General features: G+C 52.2%; 15 protein-coding genes, 4 tRNA genes and 1 other RNA gene. 14 read left to right on the forward strand and 6 right to left on the reverse strand.

The genetic code is table 11. From position 1 onward, the window contains the following. Nucleotides 1–110 precede the first annotated feature (110 nt). Entirely contained in the window at nt 111–893 is a 783-nt protein-coding gene (locus tag EHV07_RS16605; RefSeq protein ID WP_147199102.1) for a formate/nitrite transporter family protein, read from the forward strand. Nucleotides 894–1,053: 160 nt separating this feature from the next. Next, nucleotides 1,054–1,413, forward strand: a complete 360-nt coding sequence (locus EHV07_RS16610) for a YfeC-like transcriptional regulator (RefSeq protein ID WP_147199103.1) — start codon at nt 1,054–1,056, stop codon at nt 1,411–1,413. A gap of 44 nt (nt 1,414–1,457) precedes the next feature. On the opposite strand, the gene gltX is transcribed toward EHV07_RS16610, so the two are convergent. After that, the gene (gltX, locus tag EHV07_RS16615; RefSeq protein WP_168199644.1) at nt 1,458–2,873 is read right to left on the reverse strand and encodes a glutamate--tRNA ligase; all 1,416 of its coding nucleotides are present in this window, start codon (nt 2,871–2,873) and stop codon (nt 1,458–1,460) included. A gap of 272 nt (nt 2,874–3,145) precedes the next feature. On the opposite strand from gltX, the gene EHV07_RS16620 reads away from it, so the two are divergent. From EHV07_RS16620 to EHV07_RS16645, 6 genes are all read left to right on the forward strand, one after another. Next, nucleotides 3,146–3,221 (forward strand) — tRNA-Val (locus EHV07_RS16620). Between the two features lie 50 nt (nt 3,222–3,271). Continuing rightward, nucleotides 3,272–3,347 (forward strand) — tRNA-Val (locus tag EHV07_RS16625). Between the two features lie 32 nt (nt 3,348–3,379). Next, nucleotides 3,380–3,455 (forward strand) — tRNA-Val (locus tag EHV07_RS16630). 4 nt (nt 3,456–3,459) lie between these two features. Then, nucleotides 3,460–3,535: transfer RNA gene (locus EHV07_RS16635), tRNA-Lys, on the forward strand. Between the two features lie 31 nt (nt 3,536–3,566). Beyond that, nucleotides 3,567–3,690: non-coding RNA, RtT sRNA (locus EHV07_RS16640), on the forward strand. 213 nt (nt 3,691–3,903) lie between these two features. Beyond that, on the forward strand, nt 3,904–4,248 hold the full coding sequence (locus EHV07_RS16645) for a FlxA-like family protein (protein ID WP_147199105.1): 345 nt from the start codon (nt 3,904–3,906) through the stop codon (nt 4,246–4,248). On the opposite strand, the gene EHV07_RS16650 is transcribed toward EHV07_RS16645, so the two are convergent. After that, entirely contained in the window at nt 4,245–5,165 is a 921-nt protein-coding gene (locus EHV07_RS16650; protein WP_147199106.1) for a LysR family transcriptional regulator, read from the reverse strand. The two genes, EHV07_RS16645 and EHV07_RS16650, sit on opposite strands and share 4 nt — an antisense overlap. Nucleotides 5,166–5,261: 96 nt before the next feature. On the opposite strand from EHV07_RS16650, the gene EHV07_RS16655 reads away from it, so the two are divergent. Then, the gene (locus EHV07_RS16655; protein WP_147199107.1) at nt 5,262–6,287 is read left to right on the forward strand and encodes a bile acid:sodium symporter family protein; all 1,026 of its coding nucleotides are present in this window, start codon (nt 5,262–5,264) and stop codon (nt 6,285–6,287) included. Nucleotides 6,288–6,353: 66 nt separating this feature from the next. Here the strand turns inward: EHV07_RS16655 and EHV07_RS16660 are convergent, their stop codons facing one another. The 3 genes from EHV07_RS16660 to zipA form a co-directional block, all read right to left on the reverse strand. Then, nucleotides 6,354–6,569 (reverse strand): DUF3820 family protein, encoded by a 216-nt coding sequence (locus EHV07_RS16660; RefSeq protein ID WP_147199108.1) that lies wholly within the window; start codon nt 6,567–6,569, stop codon nt 6,354–6,356. After that, on the reverse strand, nt 6,570–8,588 hold the full coding sequence (gene ligA / locus EHV07_RS16665; protein ID WP_147199109.1) for an NAD-dependent DNA ligase LigA: 2,019 nt from the start codon (nt 8,586–8,588) through the stop codon (nt 6,570–6,572). Between the two features lie 74 nt (nt 8,589–8,662). Further along, nucleotides 8,663–9,670 (reverse strand): cell division protein ZipA, encoded by a 1,008-nt coding sequence (gene zipA / locus EHV07_RS16670; protein ID WP_147199110.1) that lies wholly within the window; start codon nt 9,668–9,670, stop codon nt 8,663–8,665. Nucleotides 9,671–9,890: 220 nt separating this feature from the next. Here zipA and cysZ point away from each other — a divergent pair, with 220 nt between their 5' ends. The 5 genes from cysZ to crr all read left to right on the forward strand — a co-directional run bounded on the left by cysZ (nt 9,891) and on the right by crr (nt 14,880). After that, a complete protein-coding gene (gene cysZ, locus EHV07_RS16675; RefSeq protein ID WP_147199111.1) occupies nt 9,891–10,652 on the forward strand; it encodes a sulfate transporter CysZ in 762 nt (253 codons plus the stop codon). Nucleotides 10,653–10,781: 129 nt separating this feature from the next. Further along, nucleotides 10,782–11,753, forward strand: a complete 972-nt coding sequence (gene cysK / locus EHV07_RS16680) for a cysteine synthase A (RefSeq protein WP_147199112.1) — start codon at nt 10,782–10,784, stop codon at nt 11,751–11,753. A 393-nt stretch (nt 11,754–12,146) separates the two neighbouring features. Beyond that, entirely contained in the window at nt 12,147–12,404 is a 258-nt protein-coding gene (gene ptsH / locus EHV07_RS16690) for a phosphocarrier protein Hpr (protein ID WP_034916267.1), read from the forward strand. 199 nt (nt 12,405–12,603) lie between these two features. After that, the gene (gene ptsI / locus EHV07_RS16695) at nt 12,604–14,331 is read left to right on the forward strand and encodes a phosphoenolpyruvate-protein phosphotransferase PtsI (protein WP_147199113.1); all 1,728 of its coding nucleotides are present in this window, start codon (nt 12,604–12,606) and stop codon (nt 14,329–14,331) included. A 45-nt stretch (nt 14,332–14,376) separates the two neighbouring features. Then, nucleotides 14,377–14,880, forward strand: coding sequence for a PTS glucose transporter subunit IIA (crr, locus tag EHV07_RS16700; RefSeq protein ID WP_147199114.1), 504 nt, complete (start codon nt 14,377–14,379; stop codon nt 14,878–14,880). A 61-nt stretch (nt 14,881–14,941) separates the two neighbouring features. On the opposite strand, the gene EHV07_RS16705 is transcribed toward crr, so the two are convergent. Further along, entirely contained in the window at nt 14,942–15,637 is a 696-nt protein-coding gene (locus EHV07_RS16705; protein ID WP_147199115.1) for a GntR family transcriptional regulator, read from the reverse strand. Between the last annotated feature and the right edge of the window lie 45 nt (nt 15,638–15,682).

Below are 15,682 nucleotides of genomic sequence, written 5' to 3' on the forward strand. Positions count from 1 at the left end.
AAAACTTCTCGCGTTTTCGAAGGCCAGTCCCCTGCCCACGCCGGATACACGCGTTTCCGCTGCGGTGGATTTAGCCATTCTTCCTTTACTACACCAGAATCAGAGCCACTATGTCCTTGCATTCACCTAAAGAAATCGCGGCGGTCGCCATTCAGGCCGGTATCGCCAAAAGTCATTCTTCTGTCGCTAACCTGCTCATCCTGGGTTTTTTAGCTGGTGCTTTTATTGCCATCGGCTTTTTACTGGATTTGCACGTCATTAACCAACTGCCTGCGGACTGGGGTTCGTTTGGCGGTCTGCTGGGCGCAGCCGTGTTCCCGGTCGGTATTATTCTCACCGTGCTGGCTGGCGGTGAATTGCTTACCGGCAATATGATGACCATGCCAATTGCTTTCTTTGCCCGCAAAGTAAGCGGATATGGCGTAATTCGTAACTGGTTCTGGGTCACCATCGCCAACTTTATTGGCAGTATTGCGGTTGCCTGGTTCTTTGGTCATCTGCTGGGCATGACGGAAGGCGACTATCTGAAAAAGACCGTCGCGATAGCAACAGCTAAAGTCCATACCGATTTTATGCACGCGTTTATTTCAGGTATTGGCTGTAACTGGCTGGTTTGTCTGGCGACCTGGCTGGCTTTTGCCAGTAAAGATGTGGTCGGTAAAATCTTCGGTATGTGGTTCCCGGTAATGGCTTTCGTTGCCATTGGTTTCCAGCACGTCGTGGCAAATATGTTTATTGTTCCTGCGGCTATTTTTGCTGGCCAGCTGAGCTGGGCCGACTATCTGCCAAACTTTGCGGCGGTATTTTTAGGTAATACCGTTGGCGGCGCAGTCTTTGTTGGTCTTGCCTACTATATGGCTTATCGCCCACAAACTCAGTCTGCTTCCGTATAAGGCCATCGCCTGTTTCCCTCTGTCAGCAGGCAGAGGGAACGCCCAAATTCAATCTCCCGTTTAGTAACAGCTTCGGATAACTCTTATCTGTTAGTTGTTCAGACAATAAATTCCTGTAATATGTCCTCGTTACATATAAACGCAAAAAGGATATTGCATAATGAAAAAGGAATGGTTAACGCCGGAAGAACTGGCGCAGGAAACGGGTTTTAGTCGTCAAACGATTAATAAATGGGTCAAGAAAGAACAGTGGACTACCGTGCCGAAACCCGGTGTTCAGGGCGGAAAAGCCCGAATGATCCATATTGACGAGAATGTCAGAAACTTTCTCAAGTCGACCCGCCATGTTGCTGAGCCGACAGCCACCTACCGCGTCACCCAAAACTCTCTCCCTGCACTGTTAATGACGTCTCTTCAACAGATGAACAGCGAAGAACAAGAAAAGCTTTACGCTCTATTGTTACGCGAAGGCATACAGGGGATGCTGCTCCGACTCGATATTTCTCAGTCTGAGACGTAAAAAAAAACCGGCCAGCTGGCCGGTTTATTGTTTCTGCCTTAACGTCAGGCCTGAGCTTCACGGGCTGCAATGTAGCCCAACGCTTTTTCAATTCGCGCAATGGTGCGAGAGCGACCAATAGCCTGTACCGTAACGTCCAGCGCTGGCGACTGGCCTGCACCGGTCACCGCTACACGCAGCGGCATACCGACTTTACCCATTCCCACTTCCAGCTCGTCTGCCGCTGCCTGAATCGCCTGATGCACATTTTCCGCGCTCCAGTCGGCAACCGCGGCCAGCTTATCACGCACGACCTCCAGCGGCTGGCGAGCGACCGGACGCAGATGTTTTTTCGCGGCATCCGCATCGAACTCTTCAAAATCCTCATAGAAATAGCGACAGGAAGCCGCCATCTCTTTTAGCGTTTTGCAGCGTTCGCCCAGCAGTTTAACCAGCTGAGCCAGTTCAGGCCCGGTGCGGGTGTCGATGTTTTCCTGCTCGATATGCCATTGCAGATGCGTGGCGACATATTCCGGTGCCAGCGTGGTGATGTAATGATGGTTCAGCCACTGCAATTTTTCAGTATTGAACGCGCTGGCCGATTTGCTGACCGCATTGAGATCAAACATCTGCTTCATTTCTTCAATGCTGAAAATTTCCTGATCGCCATGAGACCAGCCCAGACGCACCAGATAGTTCAGCAGCGCTTCAGGCAGGTAGCCATCATCGCGATACTGCATCACGCCTACCGCGCCGTGACGCTTGGAGAGCTTTTTACCGTCATCACCGAGGATCATCGAAACGTGCGCATAGACCGGAACCTGTGCACCAATCGCTTTCAGGATATTAATCTGACGCGGCGTGTTATTGATATGGTCTTCGCCACGGATAACGTGGGTGATTTCCATATCCCAGTCATCGATCACGACACAGAAGTTGTAGGTCGGGGCGCCATCGGTACGACGAATGATCAGATCGTCCAGTTCCTGGTTGCTGAACTCGATTGGGCCACGGATCTGGTCGTCAAAAATCACCGATCCTTCCTGCGGGTTGCGGAAACGCACGACGCAAGGCTCATCAGCAGCATGATGTTCGTGGCTGTCACGGCAGCGGCCGTCATAGCGAGGTTTTTCATTGTTCGCCATTTGCGATTCACGCAAGGCTTCCAGACGTTCTTTGGAGCAGTAGCATTTGTACGCTGTACCCGCGTCCAGCATTTCGTCGATAACGGCGTTATAACGATCAAAACGTTTGGTCTGATAATACGGGCCTTCGTCCCAGTCGAGGTTCAGCCAGTTCATGCCATCCATAATCGCGTCGATAGCCTGCTGCGTTGAACGTTCCAGATCCGTATCTTCGATACGCAGTACAAATTCACCGCCCTGATTGCGGGCAAACAGCCAGGAATAGAGTGCGGTACGAGCGCCGCCAACGTGCAGGTAGCCAGTTGGGCTTGGGGCGAAGCGGGTTTTGATTTTCATTAACAGCTGCCTTATTACGCTATTAGAGTCGGCCATCGCCGGGGGGTCTGGTAAAGACCAAAAGAAAGTGGGCAACATTCTATCATCTGAAGACGATTCCTCAACGGCAAACCCCTGCTTACTCACGGCCTTTGCTGTAAAAGGCAACAGGCGGCTGTTGTTTTTGCACAAAAGCCCAACATCCTGTTTAAATTTAAGACGAACGAACATTTTTGCCAGAAAAACCGTTGACTCATTTCCCGCGATCCCTATAATGCGACTCCACACAGCGGGGGTGATTAGCTCAGTTGGTAGAGCATCTCCTTTACACGGAGGGGGTCGGCGGTTCGAGCCCGTCATCACCCACCACTCTAAACGGTGGCTCCGCAGTGTTAAGTAAGACCAGAATTCTTCAGGATGGGTGATTAGCTCAGTTGGTAGAGCATCTCCTTTACACGGAGGGGGTCGGCGGTTCGAGCCCGTCATCACCCACCATTCTGAATGCATTTTGTGAGAAGTACCGAAGTGGGTGATTAGCTCAGTTGGTAGAGCATCTCCTTTACACGGAGGGGGTCGGCGGTTCGAGCCCGTCATCACCCACCACTTCGGGTCGTTAGCTCAGTTGGTAGAGCAGTTGACTTTTAATCAATTGGTCGCAGGTTCGAATCCTGCACGACCCACCAATGTAGAAAGGCGCCCTAAAGGCGCCTTTTTGCTATGCGTCATTCGGCAGGGTTCGAACCTGCAGCAGGTCGGGTCGACCAGAGGGAGACAACATTGCCGCAGGCAATGGCCCGAAGGGCGAGGCTTTAGCCGAGTCATCCTGCACGACCCACCAATGTAGAAAGGCGCCCTAAAGGCGCCTTTTTGCTTTTCTGCGTTTGTAGCATCGTCTAAAAAATCAAAATCAAATTACGAGTCTGGCGCCACAGCAATCACCCAACCCACCGCTTCGCTTACGGATTCTTATCATTTCTTTTACTCTTTTCCGCATCAAGTCTCAGGCATCGCTGACCGATAACCGTATTGACCTATCACTAAGGAGACAGCGATGACGACTATCAGTACCAGCACCACCACTTCAATCGGTTCCGGCAGCTCCGGCAGCGGTTCCAGCTCACAGATCGCCTCACTGAACAAGCAGATCACCACGCTGCAAACTCAGCTGAAAACCATCGATAAGGACACTACCCTTACCGACGAGCAGAAAACGCAGCAGGAACAGCTGATTAAAAACCAGATCCAAATGATTGAAGCGCAGATTGCTCAGCTGGAACAGAAGCAGGCAGAGAAATCAGCAGATAAAAAAGACGACCAGAAAGAAACAACCGCGACTAAAGCGGCAGATGGTGTTAACCGTCCGACCTCAACTAATTCGCTTAACGTTTATATCTAAAACGCTGGCGTGAGTTCTCGTTGTTGCGTCAGCAGGATCGCCTGCTGACGCACTTCCTGCCAGATAACTTCAGCCGCTGGCGTCAGCGAGCGGTTTTTACGTCTTATCAGCATAATTGAGCGATTAATCTCTGGCTCTATACGCCTGACCAGCAGCGGCCTGCCCTGCGGCAGCGGCAATGCCAGCGCAGGCAGAATACTGATGCCTATCCCCGCTTCTACCATCGGGTAAAGCGTTGCCGGATGGCCAATTTCCTGCACGATTTCAGCCTCAACCTGTTGCGCCCGCAGCGCCTCGTCAATCAGCACACGACTGCCGGATGAGTAATCTTGCAGCACCAGCTGGCGGTTACTCAGCATTTCCCAACGGACCGTTTGTTGATCCGCCAGCGGATCGTCCTGGCGGCAAAGCAGTAAAAAAGGCTCGTCCAGAATCGCCTCACACTCAAAGTCATCAACCTGTAGCGGGCCAATAGCAATGCCAAAATCGACCTCTGCGTTGCGGATACTCTGCAATACCCATTGCTGGGGTCGGTCGCGCAGCATGATTTTGATATCAGGAAAGCGCAGCTGACTGGCAGCCAGGCACTGTGGCATCAGATGCGCGGAAATGGTTTGGCTGGCGGCAACACGCACGGTGCCGCTTCGCTGCTGGCCATAGCTGCGCACATCGAGCAGGGTTGTATTCAGTTCCTCAAGCAAGCGCTCCAGACGGCTGGCAAGCTGTTCGCCTGCCTCGGTAAGAAGCACTTCGCGGGTGGTGCGGTCGAGTAACCGAATCCCCATTTCCGTTTCCAGCTCTTTAATACTGTGGCTCACCGCAGACTGGCTAAGGCCAATCATCTGCCCTGCCTGACTGAAACTGCCCTGTTGGGCAACGGCAACAAACACCCGCAGCTGACGTAGCGTGTAATTCATCGATTTTACTCATAGATGCATTCAATAAATCAATTTTATTTCTAAAACCCGGCGGCGCACAATAGCGCCATGATTTTTTTAACTGGGCGTTAACAAATGCGTATTTTTCGTCTTGACCCGCTGATGGTAAAACTGATCGTCACCGTACTGCTGGCGAGTTTTCTGCCTGCACGCGGTTATTTTGTTGAAATTTTTGAATGGCTGACAACGGCGGCGATTGCCCTGCTTTTCTTTATGCACGGCGCAAAGCTTTCCCGCGAAAAAATCATTGCTGGCGGTGGCCACTGGCGGCTGCATTTGTGGGTAATGTGCAGCACCTTCGTTATTTTCCCGCTCCTTGGGCTGCTATTTGTCTGGTGGCACCCGCTGCCGGTCAGCGCTGAAATTTATACCGGCTTCCTCTATCTTTGCATTTTGCCTGCTACCGTACAGTCTTCTATTGCGCTGACCTCCCTGGCCGGCGGTAACGTTGCCGCAGCGGTCTGTAGCGCTTCAGCGTCAAGCCTGCTCGGCGTTTTTATCTCCCCACTGTTGGTCGGGCTGGTGATGAATGTTCATAGCGATGCGGCCGGCGGCAATCTGGAGCAGATTGGTAAAATCATGCTGCAACTGCTGCTGCCTTTCGTTCTGGGGCACATTTCACGTCGCTGGATTGCGGATTGGGTTGAAAGGCATCGTAGCCTGATTGGCAAAACGGATCAGACCTCCATTTTGTTGGTGGTCTACTCTGCGTTCAGTGAAGCGGTGGTAAACGGTATTTGGCACCGTGTTGGCGCAGGTACGCTGCTTTATATTGTTGCGGGTAGCCTGGGCATCCTGTTTGTGGCGCTGGCGATTAATCTCCTGGCGGCCCGCCTGTTCGGGTTTAACCGTCCGGATGAGATTACTATCCTGTTTTGTGGTTCGAAGAAAAGCCTGGCGAACGGCGTCCCGATGGCCAATATTCTGTTCCCTTCCGCAGCGGTCGGGATTATTGTCCTGCCATTAATGATTTTTCACCAGGTACAATTAATGGTCTGCTCAATGCTGGCGCAGCGCTATAAAAGAGCCGGTGAGAAGCTGATTGCCCAACAGCAACAAGAAAACACGCCGCGCAAAGCGGTGGTTGAATCGCAGAAATAAACAGTAAGGGGGAGCCAGGCTCCCTCTTGCATCACTGATGTAATGCGTTGCGTTTGCAGCCAGTCTCTAGTCTTTGCGTAAAGGCTTCACCAAACCTTCCAGACCTTCCACTTTTATCGCTAACGTCAGCTGCATCAGCTCCCCCAGATGCCCGGCCGGGAACTCGCCTTTACGGGCAAACCACAGTAGATAGGGTTCAGGTAAATCGATCAGCATGCGCCCTCTGTATTTTCCAAAAGGCATCGCCGTATTCGCGATTTCGATCAGGTGTTCTTTTTCCATTTAGTCACCCAGTAGCCGAATCATCTCCGCTTCGTCAATCACTTCAATCCCCAGTTCCTGCGCTTTCGCCAGCTTGGAGCCAGCGGCCTCACCGGCAATAACCAGATCGGTTTTTTTCGAGACGCTACCACTCACTTTGGCACCCAGCGCAGTCAACCGATCTTTAGCTTCATCGCGGGACAGTAAGGTCAATGAACCGGTCAGCACCACCGTTTTACCGGCGAAAGGACTGTCGATCTCCTCAGCCTTAATCACGGCAACCGCCGGCCAGCTAATACCGGCCTCTTCAATCAGCTGACGAATAACCTCACGGTTGCTCTCTTCATCCATAAAATTACGAACGTGAGCGGCAACCACGGTTCCGACATCCTGCACGGCGATTAACGCCTCAAGATCGGCTGCCATAATTTTTTCCAGCGAGCCGAAATGCGCCGCCAGGTTGGCGGCTGTCGCTTCACCAACTTCGGTAATGCCTAATGCATACAGGAAGCGTGCCAGCGTGGTATGACGTGATTTATCGAGCGCATTAACGACGTTTTGCGCCGATTTCGGCCCCATACGGTCTAAACCAGTCAGCTTGCCTGCGGTGAGCTGATAAAGATCGGCCGGGGTTTTGACGTACTCCTTTTCCACCAGCTGATCGATAATTTTATCGCCCATACCGTCAACGTCCATGGCGCGGCGAGAGACAAAATGCTTCAGCGCGCCTTTACGCTGTGCGCCGCAAATTAAGCCGCCGGTACAGCGGGCAACGACTTCGCCTTCCACACGCTCAACGTCCGAGCCGCACACCGGACAATACGTTGGGAATTCTACCGCTCTGGCATCGGCGGGGCGATCGGCTTCAACCACACCCACCACCTGCGGAATGACATCACCGGCACGCCTGATAATCACGCGATCGCCAATGCGCAGCCCAAGGCGATCGATCTCGTCCGCATTATGCAGCGTGGCGTTGCTGACCATCACGCCAGCCACCTGCACAGGCTCAAGCCTTGCCACAGGCGTAATAGCGCCGGTACGGCCCACCTGGAATTCGACATCACGAACCCTGGTCATCTGTTCCTGCGCGGGGAATTTAAAGGCGACGGCCCAGCGAGGCGCGCGAGCAACAAAGCCCAGCTGCTCCTGGAGATCCTGAGAATCGACCTTGATGACCACACCGTCAATATCGAACCCAAGCGTGGCGCGATCCTGCTCGACCTGACGGTAGAATGCCAATACGTCGTCCGGTGAATGACAAAGCCGGATGCGATCGCTAACCGGTAATCCCCAGGCTTTAAACTGCTGTAACCGCGCCAGGTGGCTGCGCGGCATTTCGCCACCTTCCAGTAATCCTAAACCGTAGCAGAAGAAGGTTAACGGGCGTTTTGCGGTGATGCGTGGATCAAGCTGGCGCAGCGATCCCGCAGCGGCGTTACGCGGATTAGCAAAGACTTTAGTTCCGGTACGGCGCGCCTCTTCGTTTAGTGCTTCAAAGCCGTTTTGCGGCATAAAGACTTCGCCACGAACCTCAACGCGTGCAGGAATGTTCTCGCCATGAAGGCGCAGAGGGATAGCACGAATGGTTCTGACGTTGGCAGTGATATTTTCACCCGTCGTGCCATCGCCGCGCGTAGCGGCACGCACCAGCAGGCCATTCTCGTACAATAGGCTCACGGCCAGGCCATCCAGCTTAAGCTCACAACAGAAAGTGATGTCGTCAACGCTTTTGAGGCGATCCTGGACGCGCTTGTTGAAAGCCCGATAACTCTCTTCATCAAAAGCATTATCCAGCGAGAGCATCGGCACTTCATGACGCACCTGCTCAAAAGCGCTGAGCGGTGCAGCCCCGACACGCTGAGTCGGCGAATCTGGCGTTATCAGATCAGGATGGGCCTCTTCCAGCTTGCGCAGCTCGCCCATCAGGCGATCATATTCAGCATCTGGTACAACAGGCTCATCAAGGACGTGATACTGGTATTCGTAATGGCGAAGCGTGGTTTGAAGTGAAATAATTTTGTCTTGTACGGATTCCATAGCGGCACCATAGCGATAAAAAACCCCCGACGGGCGGGGGTCTTGTCATACGAGGATTAAGGCAGATTAATGAATCAGGCGTTCGCCTCAATCACGTCACGAATGCGGTTTTTATACGTTTCCAGCTTTTGCGGCGTCATCATCCGACGCTCATCATCCAGCACCACGCCGCCAACATCATCGGCAATACGCTGGGCCGACTGTAACATCAGCTTGAAGTTCTGATTCGCATCACCGTAAGAAGGCACCATCATAAAGATAGATACGCCCGGCGTAGTGAAATCAGCCATTTCGTCGGGATTGAAAGAACCCGGTTTCACCATATTGGCGAGGCTGAACAGTACCGGGCCGCTGCCTGCCGGGCTGAGATGACGATGGAAAATATTCATTTCGCCAAACTGGAAACCGGCCTGCAACATACCTTGCAACAGGGCTTCGCCATTCAGTTCACCGCCTGCGTGGGCGCTGACGTGCAGCACCAGAACGGTCTCTTTTGGACGTTCCTGTACCGGTGTCGCTACTTCAGGCTTCACCGGTTCCGCTACGGGTTCTGGCTCAGGCGCTTCAGGCTCTGCAACGGGTTCTGGCTGAGGAGCCTGACTCACCACCGGCTGTGGGCTAACCGGCTGCGGCGGGCGCTGTGGTGACGGCGTACGCTGCGGCTCAGGCTGCCGATGAGTTGCCGGTGCAAGAGTGGGTTCATCATCGTAGTCATCTTCAGACGGCAAATCTCCGCCAAAGAGCGGATCGCGTTCAGGTTGCTCATCAACCGGCTGCTGATGACGAACGGGTTCAGGCTGAGCGCGAGGCTTAACCGGACGCGGCTGCGCCTTTTCCTCAAAAACGCCTACGGCGGGCTCATCGTCTTCCTGACGCGAACGGGGACGTTTTGCGCGCACTTCCTGAGCGCCGTCATCGACGTCGTCATAAGACTCTTCTCTGTCCTGTTTTAAACGTTTGTGAGGACGATCGCGAAAAACGGAAGAGCGCTCTTTACGGCTGGTCCAGAAGCCGTGAAGCAGAAGCGCTATTATAGCGATCGCGCCAACAACGATTAATATCAGACGCAAATCCTGCATCATTGTATTCTCTGTTGTTCCAATACCTTGCCACCGCGGCAAACTTTATCCCCTAACTGTATTTGCCCGGCTGCACAAGTGCAAGTCTGTACAGTATTTTCTGACAAATAAGCGTATTTAGACACGCTTATTTGCTGTTTTTTCGCGCAAAACCCCTCTGGTCAGCGCAAGCAGCTGGGTTATTATAGCCCGGCTCAGGCTGCCTAACAGAGGAAAACAGGACATGGCCCTTCAACGAACTCACGTTTCCGGTAACGGAATTCACTATTTTGCGCAGGGATGGCGACTGATAAACCTGCCCGGGATCCGCCGTTTCGTGATCGTTCCTCTGGTACTCAACTTTTTGTTAATGGGCGGCGCGTTTATCTGGCTATTCCTGCAACTGGGGCACTGGCTGCCTGCCATGATGGCTTATGTGCCTGACTGGCTTCAGTGGCTCAGCTATTTGCTTTGGCCTCTGACGGTGATCTCTGTCGTGCTGGTATTCAGCTATTTCTTTTCAACGGTGGCTAACTGGATAGCCGCGCCGTTTTGCGGGCTGCTCGCCGAGCAACTGGAAGCAAAGCTGACCGGAAAACCGCTACCCGACAGCGGCTGGGCCGGTATGGTGCGTGATATACCGCGTATAATGAAACGTGAATGGCAAAAACTGGCCTGGTATCTGCCGCGCGCGCTGTTACTGTTCCTGCTCTATTTCATTCCAGGTTTTGGTCAAACGGTGGCGCCCGTGTTGTGGTTTTTGTTCAGTGCGTGGATGCTCTCTATTCAGTATTGCGATTACCCTTTCGATAATCACAAAGTGAGCTTTAAACAGATGCGTTCCGCACTCAAACAGAATAAAACGGATGTGATGCAGTTTGGCGCGCTGGTCAGCCTGTTTACGATGGTGCCCGTGCTGAACCTGGCCATTATGCCGGTGGCTGTCTGCGGCGCGACCGCCATGTGGGTGGATCACTATCGCAATGCGTTGGGACGCGTCAGGTAAGGCTTATGCCATTTCATACGTCCTTATTGCTACAGAACATATATATATACTATTTCTTCACTTCCTTGAAAAAATGAAGCGGGTATGATCCAGGCTGTTCCCAATATTTCATACAGTTAAGGACGGGCTATGAGTAAGATCTATGAAGACAATTCGTTAACAATCGGTCATACGCCACTGGTTCGACTGAACCGCATCGGTAATGGCCGTATTTTGGCGAAAGTGGAATCGCGTAACCCGAGCTTCAGCATCAAATGCCGTATCGGTGCCAATATGATTTGGGACGCGGAAAAACGAGGCATTCTCAAGCCCGGCGTAGAACTGGTGGAACCGACCAGTGGTAACACCGGCATTGCTCTGGCCTATGTCGCTGCCGCTCGCGGTTATAAACTGACGCTGACCATGCCTGAAACCATGAGCGTAGAGCGCCGTAAACTGCTGAAAGCACTGGGTGCAAATCTGATCCTGACCGAAGGCGCTAAAGGCATGAAAGGTGCCATTACCAAAGCGGAAGAGATCGTTGCCAGCAATCCTGATAAATTTGTGCTGCTACAACAGTTCAGCAACCCGGCTAACCCGGAAATTCACGAAAAAACCACCGGCCCAGAGATCTGGGAAGATACCGATGGCGAAGTGGATGTCTTTATTGCCGGTGTAGGCACGGGCGGCACCCTGACGGGCGTGACGCGCTACATTAAAAACACGAAAGGTAAAAAAGACCTTATTGCGGTTGCGGTAGAGCCTACTGATTCTCCGGTTATCGCTCAGGCGCTGGCAGGCGAAGAGATCAAGCCAGGCCCACACAAAATTCAGGGTATCGGTGCCGGTTTCATTCCGGGTAACCTCGAACTGAATCTGATTGACCGCGTTGTGGCTATCACCAATGAAGAATCCATTTCGACCGCACGTCGTCTGATGGAAGAAGAAGGTATCCTTGCCGGGATCTCCTCTGGCGCAGCGGTTGCCGCAGCGCTGAAATTGCAGGAAGAGGAAGAGTTCGCCAATAAGAATATTGTCGTGATCCTGCCTTCTTCCGGTGAGCGTTACCTGAGTACCGCGCTGTTTGCCGATCTCTTCACCGAGAAAGAATTGCAGCAGTAATCTCTGTCACCGACAATTGCGCAAAAAAGCATCCTTTGGGGTGCTTTTTTGTGGAGCACGTCAAAGTTTTGCCATTCTCAACATTGCTTTTACCCTTGAGTGTCTGGTATCTAAGCTTTCAATTATTTCGAACCGCAAAATTAATCGCTGTGCTGATTCGATGCGGCTGAATCGATTTACCGGTTTGGCGCAACAGGAAGAATCGCGGCATAATGGGAAAGGGATAAGCGAGACAAAAATCGTTGATTTTAGCCCCGCCGCCACCCGCTCCTTAGCAGCGCATTTTTTGGCGCGTCTTTGTACGCAGGCCAGCGCGACTCCCAGGCTAAAGTCACGGTCCCAGGCTAGACTTTATGCCGATAACACCAAACCAAATTAAGTTGGGGAAACAGAATGTTCCAGCAAGAAGTCACAATTACTGCACCAAACGGTCTGCACACTCGCCCTGCCGCTCAGTTTGTAAAAGAAGCAAAAGCCTTTGCCTCTGAAATCACCGTCACCTCTAACGGCAAGTCTGCCAGCGCAAAAAGCCTGTTCAAGCTGCAAACACTGGGTCTGACTCAGGGCACCGTTGTGACGCTGTCGGCAGAGGGTGAAGACGAGCAGAAAGCCGTAGAGCATCTGGTTAAGCTGATGGCGGAACTTGAATAAGCCGTCGCTTTTCTTCCGCGGCTTGTACATTACTGCAAACATATTGATCGCGGACAGTTAGTCCGCGATGTTGTTTCGGTAAAGTATTCAACCGCCAGACGACAGCTCCAGGCGGGCGTTATCTGCCAATGGCTCAAGGGTGCGCCGACAGTTTCTGGATCGATCGCTCGCGATTATCAGTTATCAAAAAGGTAGGGTTATGATTTCAGGCATTTTAGCATCACCGGGTATCGCTTTTGGCAAAGCGCTTCTGCTGAAAGAAGATGAAATAGTCATCAACCGGAAAAAAATTACTACCGAACAGGTTGAGCAGGAAGTTCAGCGTTTTCTTGAAGGTCGCAGCAAAGCCGCCACGCAGCTGGAAGCGATTAAAATCAAAGCCGGTGAAACCTTCGGCGAAGAGAAAGAAGCCATCTTCGAAGGGCATATCATGCTGCTGGAAGATGAAGAGCTTGAGCAGGAAATCATAGCCCTGATAAAAGACGATCTGGCTTCTGCCGACGCGGCGGTGCACTCCGTCATTGAAGGCCAGGCGAAAGCACTGGAAGAGTTAGACGATGAGTATCTGAAAGAGCGTGCAGCTGACGTTCGCGATATCGGTAAGCGTTTACTGCAAAACATCCTTGGCTTGCACATCGTCGATCTGAGCGCTATTTCAGAAGAAGTTCTGCTGGTAGCGAAAGATTTAACGCCTTCAGAAACCGCACAGCTGAATCTGAACAAAGTGCTGGGCTTCATCACCGATTTGGGTGGCCGCACCTCCCACACCTCCATTATGGCGCGTTCTCTCGAACTGCCAGCCATTGTCGGCACCGGTTCTGTCACTTCACAAATTCAGAATGGCGATTATCTGATTCTCGATGGCGTTAACAACAATGTTTATGTTAACCCAACACCAGAGCAGATTGATGAGCTAAAAGCAATTCATAATCAGTATGTTACTGAGAAAAACGACCTCGCCAAGCTGAAAGATTTGCCCGCAATCACTCTGGATGGTCATCAGGTTGAAGTGTGCGCTAACATCGGTACCGTACGCGACGTCGCGGGTGCTGAGCGCAACGGTGCAGAAGGTGTCGGCCTGTATCGTACCGAATTCCTGTTCATGGATCGTGACTCTCTGCCCAGCGAAGAAGAGCAGTTCCAGGCTTATAAAGCCGTCGCAGAGGCGATGGGATCTCAGGCAGTTATCGTGCGTACGATGGATATCGGCGGCGATAAAGATCTGCCTTATATGAATCTGCCAAAAGAAGACAACCCGTTCCTGGGCTGGCGTGCGATCCGCATCGCCATGGATCGTCCGGAAATTCTGCATGCTCAGCTGCGCGCCATTCTGCGTGCTTCCGCCTTCGGCAAGCTGCGCATCATGTTCCCAATGATTATCTCTGTTGAAGAAGTTCGTACGCTGAAAGCCGAGCTGGAAACGCTAAAAGCGCAGCTGCGTACCGAAGGCAAAGCTTTTGATGAAAGCATTGAAGTCGGCATCATGGTGGAAACACCTGCTTCTGCCGCGATTGCTCATCATTTGGCCAAAGAAGTCGATTTCTTCAGCATTGGTACCAACGATCTGACGCAGTACACCCTGGCGGTCGATCGGGGCAATGACCTGATTTCTCATTTATACAACCCAATGACCCCTTCCGTGCTGACGCTTATCAAGCAAGTTATTGATGCATCTCACGCTGAAGGCAAATGGACTGGGATGTGTGGTGAGCTGGCTGGCGATGAACGTGCTACACTACTGTTACTGGGAATGGGGCTGGACGAGTTCAGCATGAGTGCCATTTCTATCCCGCGCATCAAAAAAATTATCCGTAACACGAATTTTGAAGATGCGAAGGCGTTAGCAGAGCAGGCTCTGGCTCAACCGACAGCGGAAGAGTTAATGAACCTGGTCAACAAGTTCATTGAAGAAAAAACACTCTGCTGATTACCCGCGAGACGCTGGCCAAATATTACTGCTTAGGAGAAGATCATGGGTTTGTTTTCAAAACTTTTTGGCGATAAGTCAGATACCGCATCTGGAGCCATTGAGATCGTAGCGCCGCTGTCTGGCGAAATCGTCAATATCGAAGACGTTCCAGACGTGGTGTTCGCAGAGAAAATTGTTGGCGACGGTATCGCTATTAAACCTACTGGCAATAAAATGGTAGCGCCGGTTGACGGCACCATCGGAAAGATTTTCGAAACCAATCATGCGTTCTCTATCGAATCAGACAACGGCATTGAGCTGTTTGTCCACTTCGGTATTGATACGGTTGAACTGAAAGGCGAAGGTTTTAAACGTATCGCTGAAGAAGGCCAGAAAGTGAAGAAAGGCGACGTCGTTATTGAGTTCGACCTGCCGCTGCTGGAAGAAAAAGCGAAATCCACGTTAACGCCGGTCGTTATCTCTAATATGGATGAGATTAAAGAGCTGGTTAAACTGACTGGTAGCGTAACCGTGGGCGAAACCCCGGTGATCCGCATCAGGAAGTAATCGGTCAGGCGTCCCGACTAAAGCCTCCTGAGCAGTCAGGAGGCTTTTTTTTGCGGTGAATTCAATGGCCGACAGCTAACGCTTCGCGCAGGTTTACCGGATCGGGCGTGGCGTCATTCAGATCGAGCTGCTGTTCAAGAATATCCAGATGTTCTTTCATCGCCATCTGCGCGCTGGCACCGTCGCCGCTCTGCAAGGCAGCAACGATTTTGCCATGCTCAAGGCACTGACAGGCGTGATTTTCGTTGCTTTGATACAGCGCCACAATCAGCGAGCTGCGTACCAGCAAATTAGCGAGGATTTCATTGAGTACCTGATTACCGCTGATTTTTGCCAACAGCAAATGAAAGCGGGAAAGCTGATGGACGATTTCAAGACGCTCGTTGTGCGCTATCGCCTCTTTTTCCGCCTGCTGCTGTTGCGCCAGTTCTTGCTGATGAGCAGCCATTTTTGCCGGGGTGATGTTGTCGATTACCGCGCTTTCAATCGCGCGGCGGGCGATAAACACTTCCACGGCCTCACGCGCTTCAGGACGTGCAACCATCGCTCCACGGTGAGGCTCAATGGTGACAATATGCTGCAATACCATACGCTGTAACGCCGCCTGCACATGATTACGGTTGGCGTTCAGCACCTCGACGATTTGCGCTTCGACCAGTCGCATTCCCGGCTTCAGTCTGTGCTGGGCGATAGCGCTCGATAAAGCTTCAACGATACGCTGCACTTCCTGCTGCTTACCCGGAACAGCCTTCCTCATCCCCTGCCCTCCAGCGTTACGTTTTTCCGGTAAGAATCATAGCAC

Source organism: Pantoea sp. CCBC3-3-1, assembly GCF_007981265.1.
Classification (GTDB): Bacteria; Pseudomonadota; Gammaproteobacteria; order Enterobacterales; family Enterobacteriaceae; genus Erwinia.

Coding starts and splice junctions, on each gene's coding strand:
- crr (WP_147199114.1), top strand. CDS start 14,377: ATGGGTTTGTTTTCAAAACTTTTTGGCGATAAGTCAGATACCGCATCT.
- EHV07_RS16655 (WP_147199107.1), top strand. CDS start 5,262: ATGCGTATTTTTCGTCTTGACCCGCTGATGGTAAAACTGATCGTCACC.
- EHV07_RS16660 (WP_147199108.1), bottom strand. CDS start 6,569: ATGGAAAAAGAACACCTGATCGAAATCGCGAATACGGCGATGCCTTTT.
- zipA (WP_147199110.1), bottom strand. CDS start 9,670: ATGATGCAGGATTTGCGTCTGATATTAATCGTTGTTGGCGCGATCGCT.
- EHV07_RS16705 (WP_147199115.1), bottom strand. CDS start 15,637: ATGAGGAAGGCTGTTCCGGGTAAGCAGCAGGAAGTGCAGCGTATCGTT.
- EHV07_RS16610 (WP_147199103.1), top strand. CDS start 1,054: ATGAAAAAGGAATGGTTAACGCCGGAAGAACTGGCGCAGGAAACGGGT.
- ptsI (WP_147199113.1), top strand. CDS start 12,604: ATGATTTCAGGCATTTTAGCATCACCGGGTATCGCTTTTGGCAAAGCG.
- cysZ (WP_147199111.1), top strand. CDS start 9,891: ATGGCCCTTCAACGAACTCACGTTTCCGGTAACGGAATTCACTATTTT.
- ligA (WP_147199109.1), bottom strand. CDS start 8,588: ATGGAATCCGTACAAGACAAAATTATTTCACTTCAAACCACGCTTCGC.
- EHV07_RS16605 (WP_147199102.1), top strand. CDS start 111: ATGTCCTTGCATTCACCTAAAGAAATCGCGGCGGTCGCCATTCAGGCC.
- gltX (WP_168199644.1), bottom strand. CDS start 2,873: ATGAAAATCAAAACCCGCTTCGCCCCAAGCCCAACTGGCTACCTGCAC.
- EHV07_RS16650 (WP_147199106.1), bottom strand. CDS start 5,165: ATGAATTACACGCTACGTCAGCTGCGGGTGTTTGTTGCCGTTGCCCAA.
- ptsH (WP_034916267.1), top strand. CDS start 12,147: ATGTTCCAGCAAGAAGTCACAATTACTGCACCAAACGGTCTGCACACT.
- cysK (WP_147199112.1), top strand. CDS start 10,782: ATGAGTAAGATCTATGAAGACAATTCGTTAACAATCGGTCATACGCCA.
- EHV07_RS16645 (WP_147199105.1), top strand. CDS start 3,904: ATGACGACTATCAGTACCAGCACCACCACTTCAATCGGTTCCGGCAGC.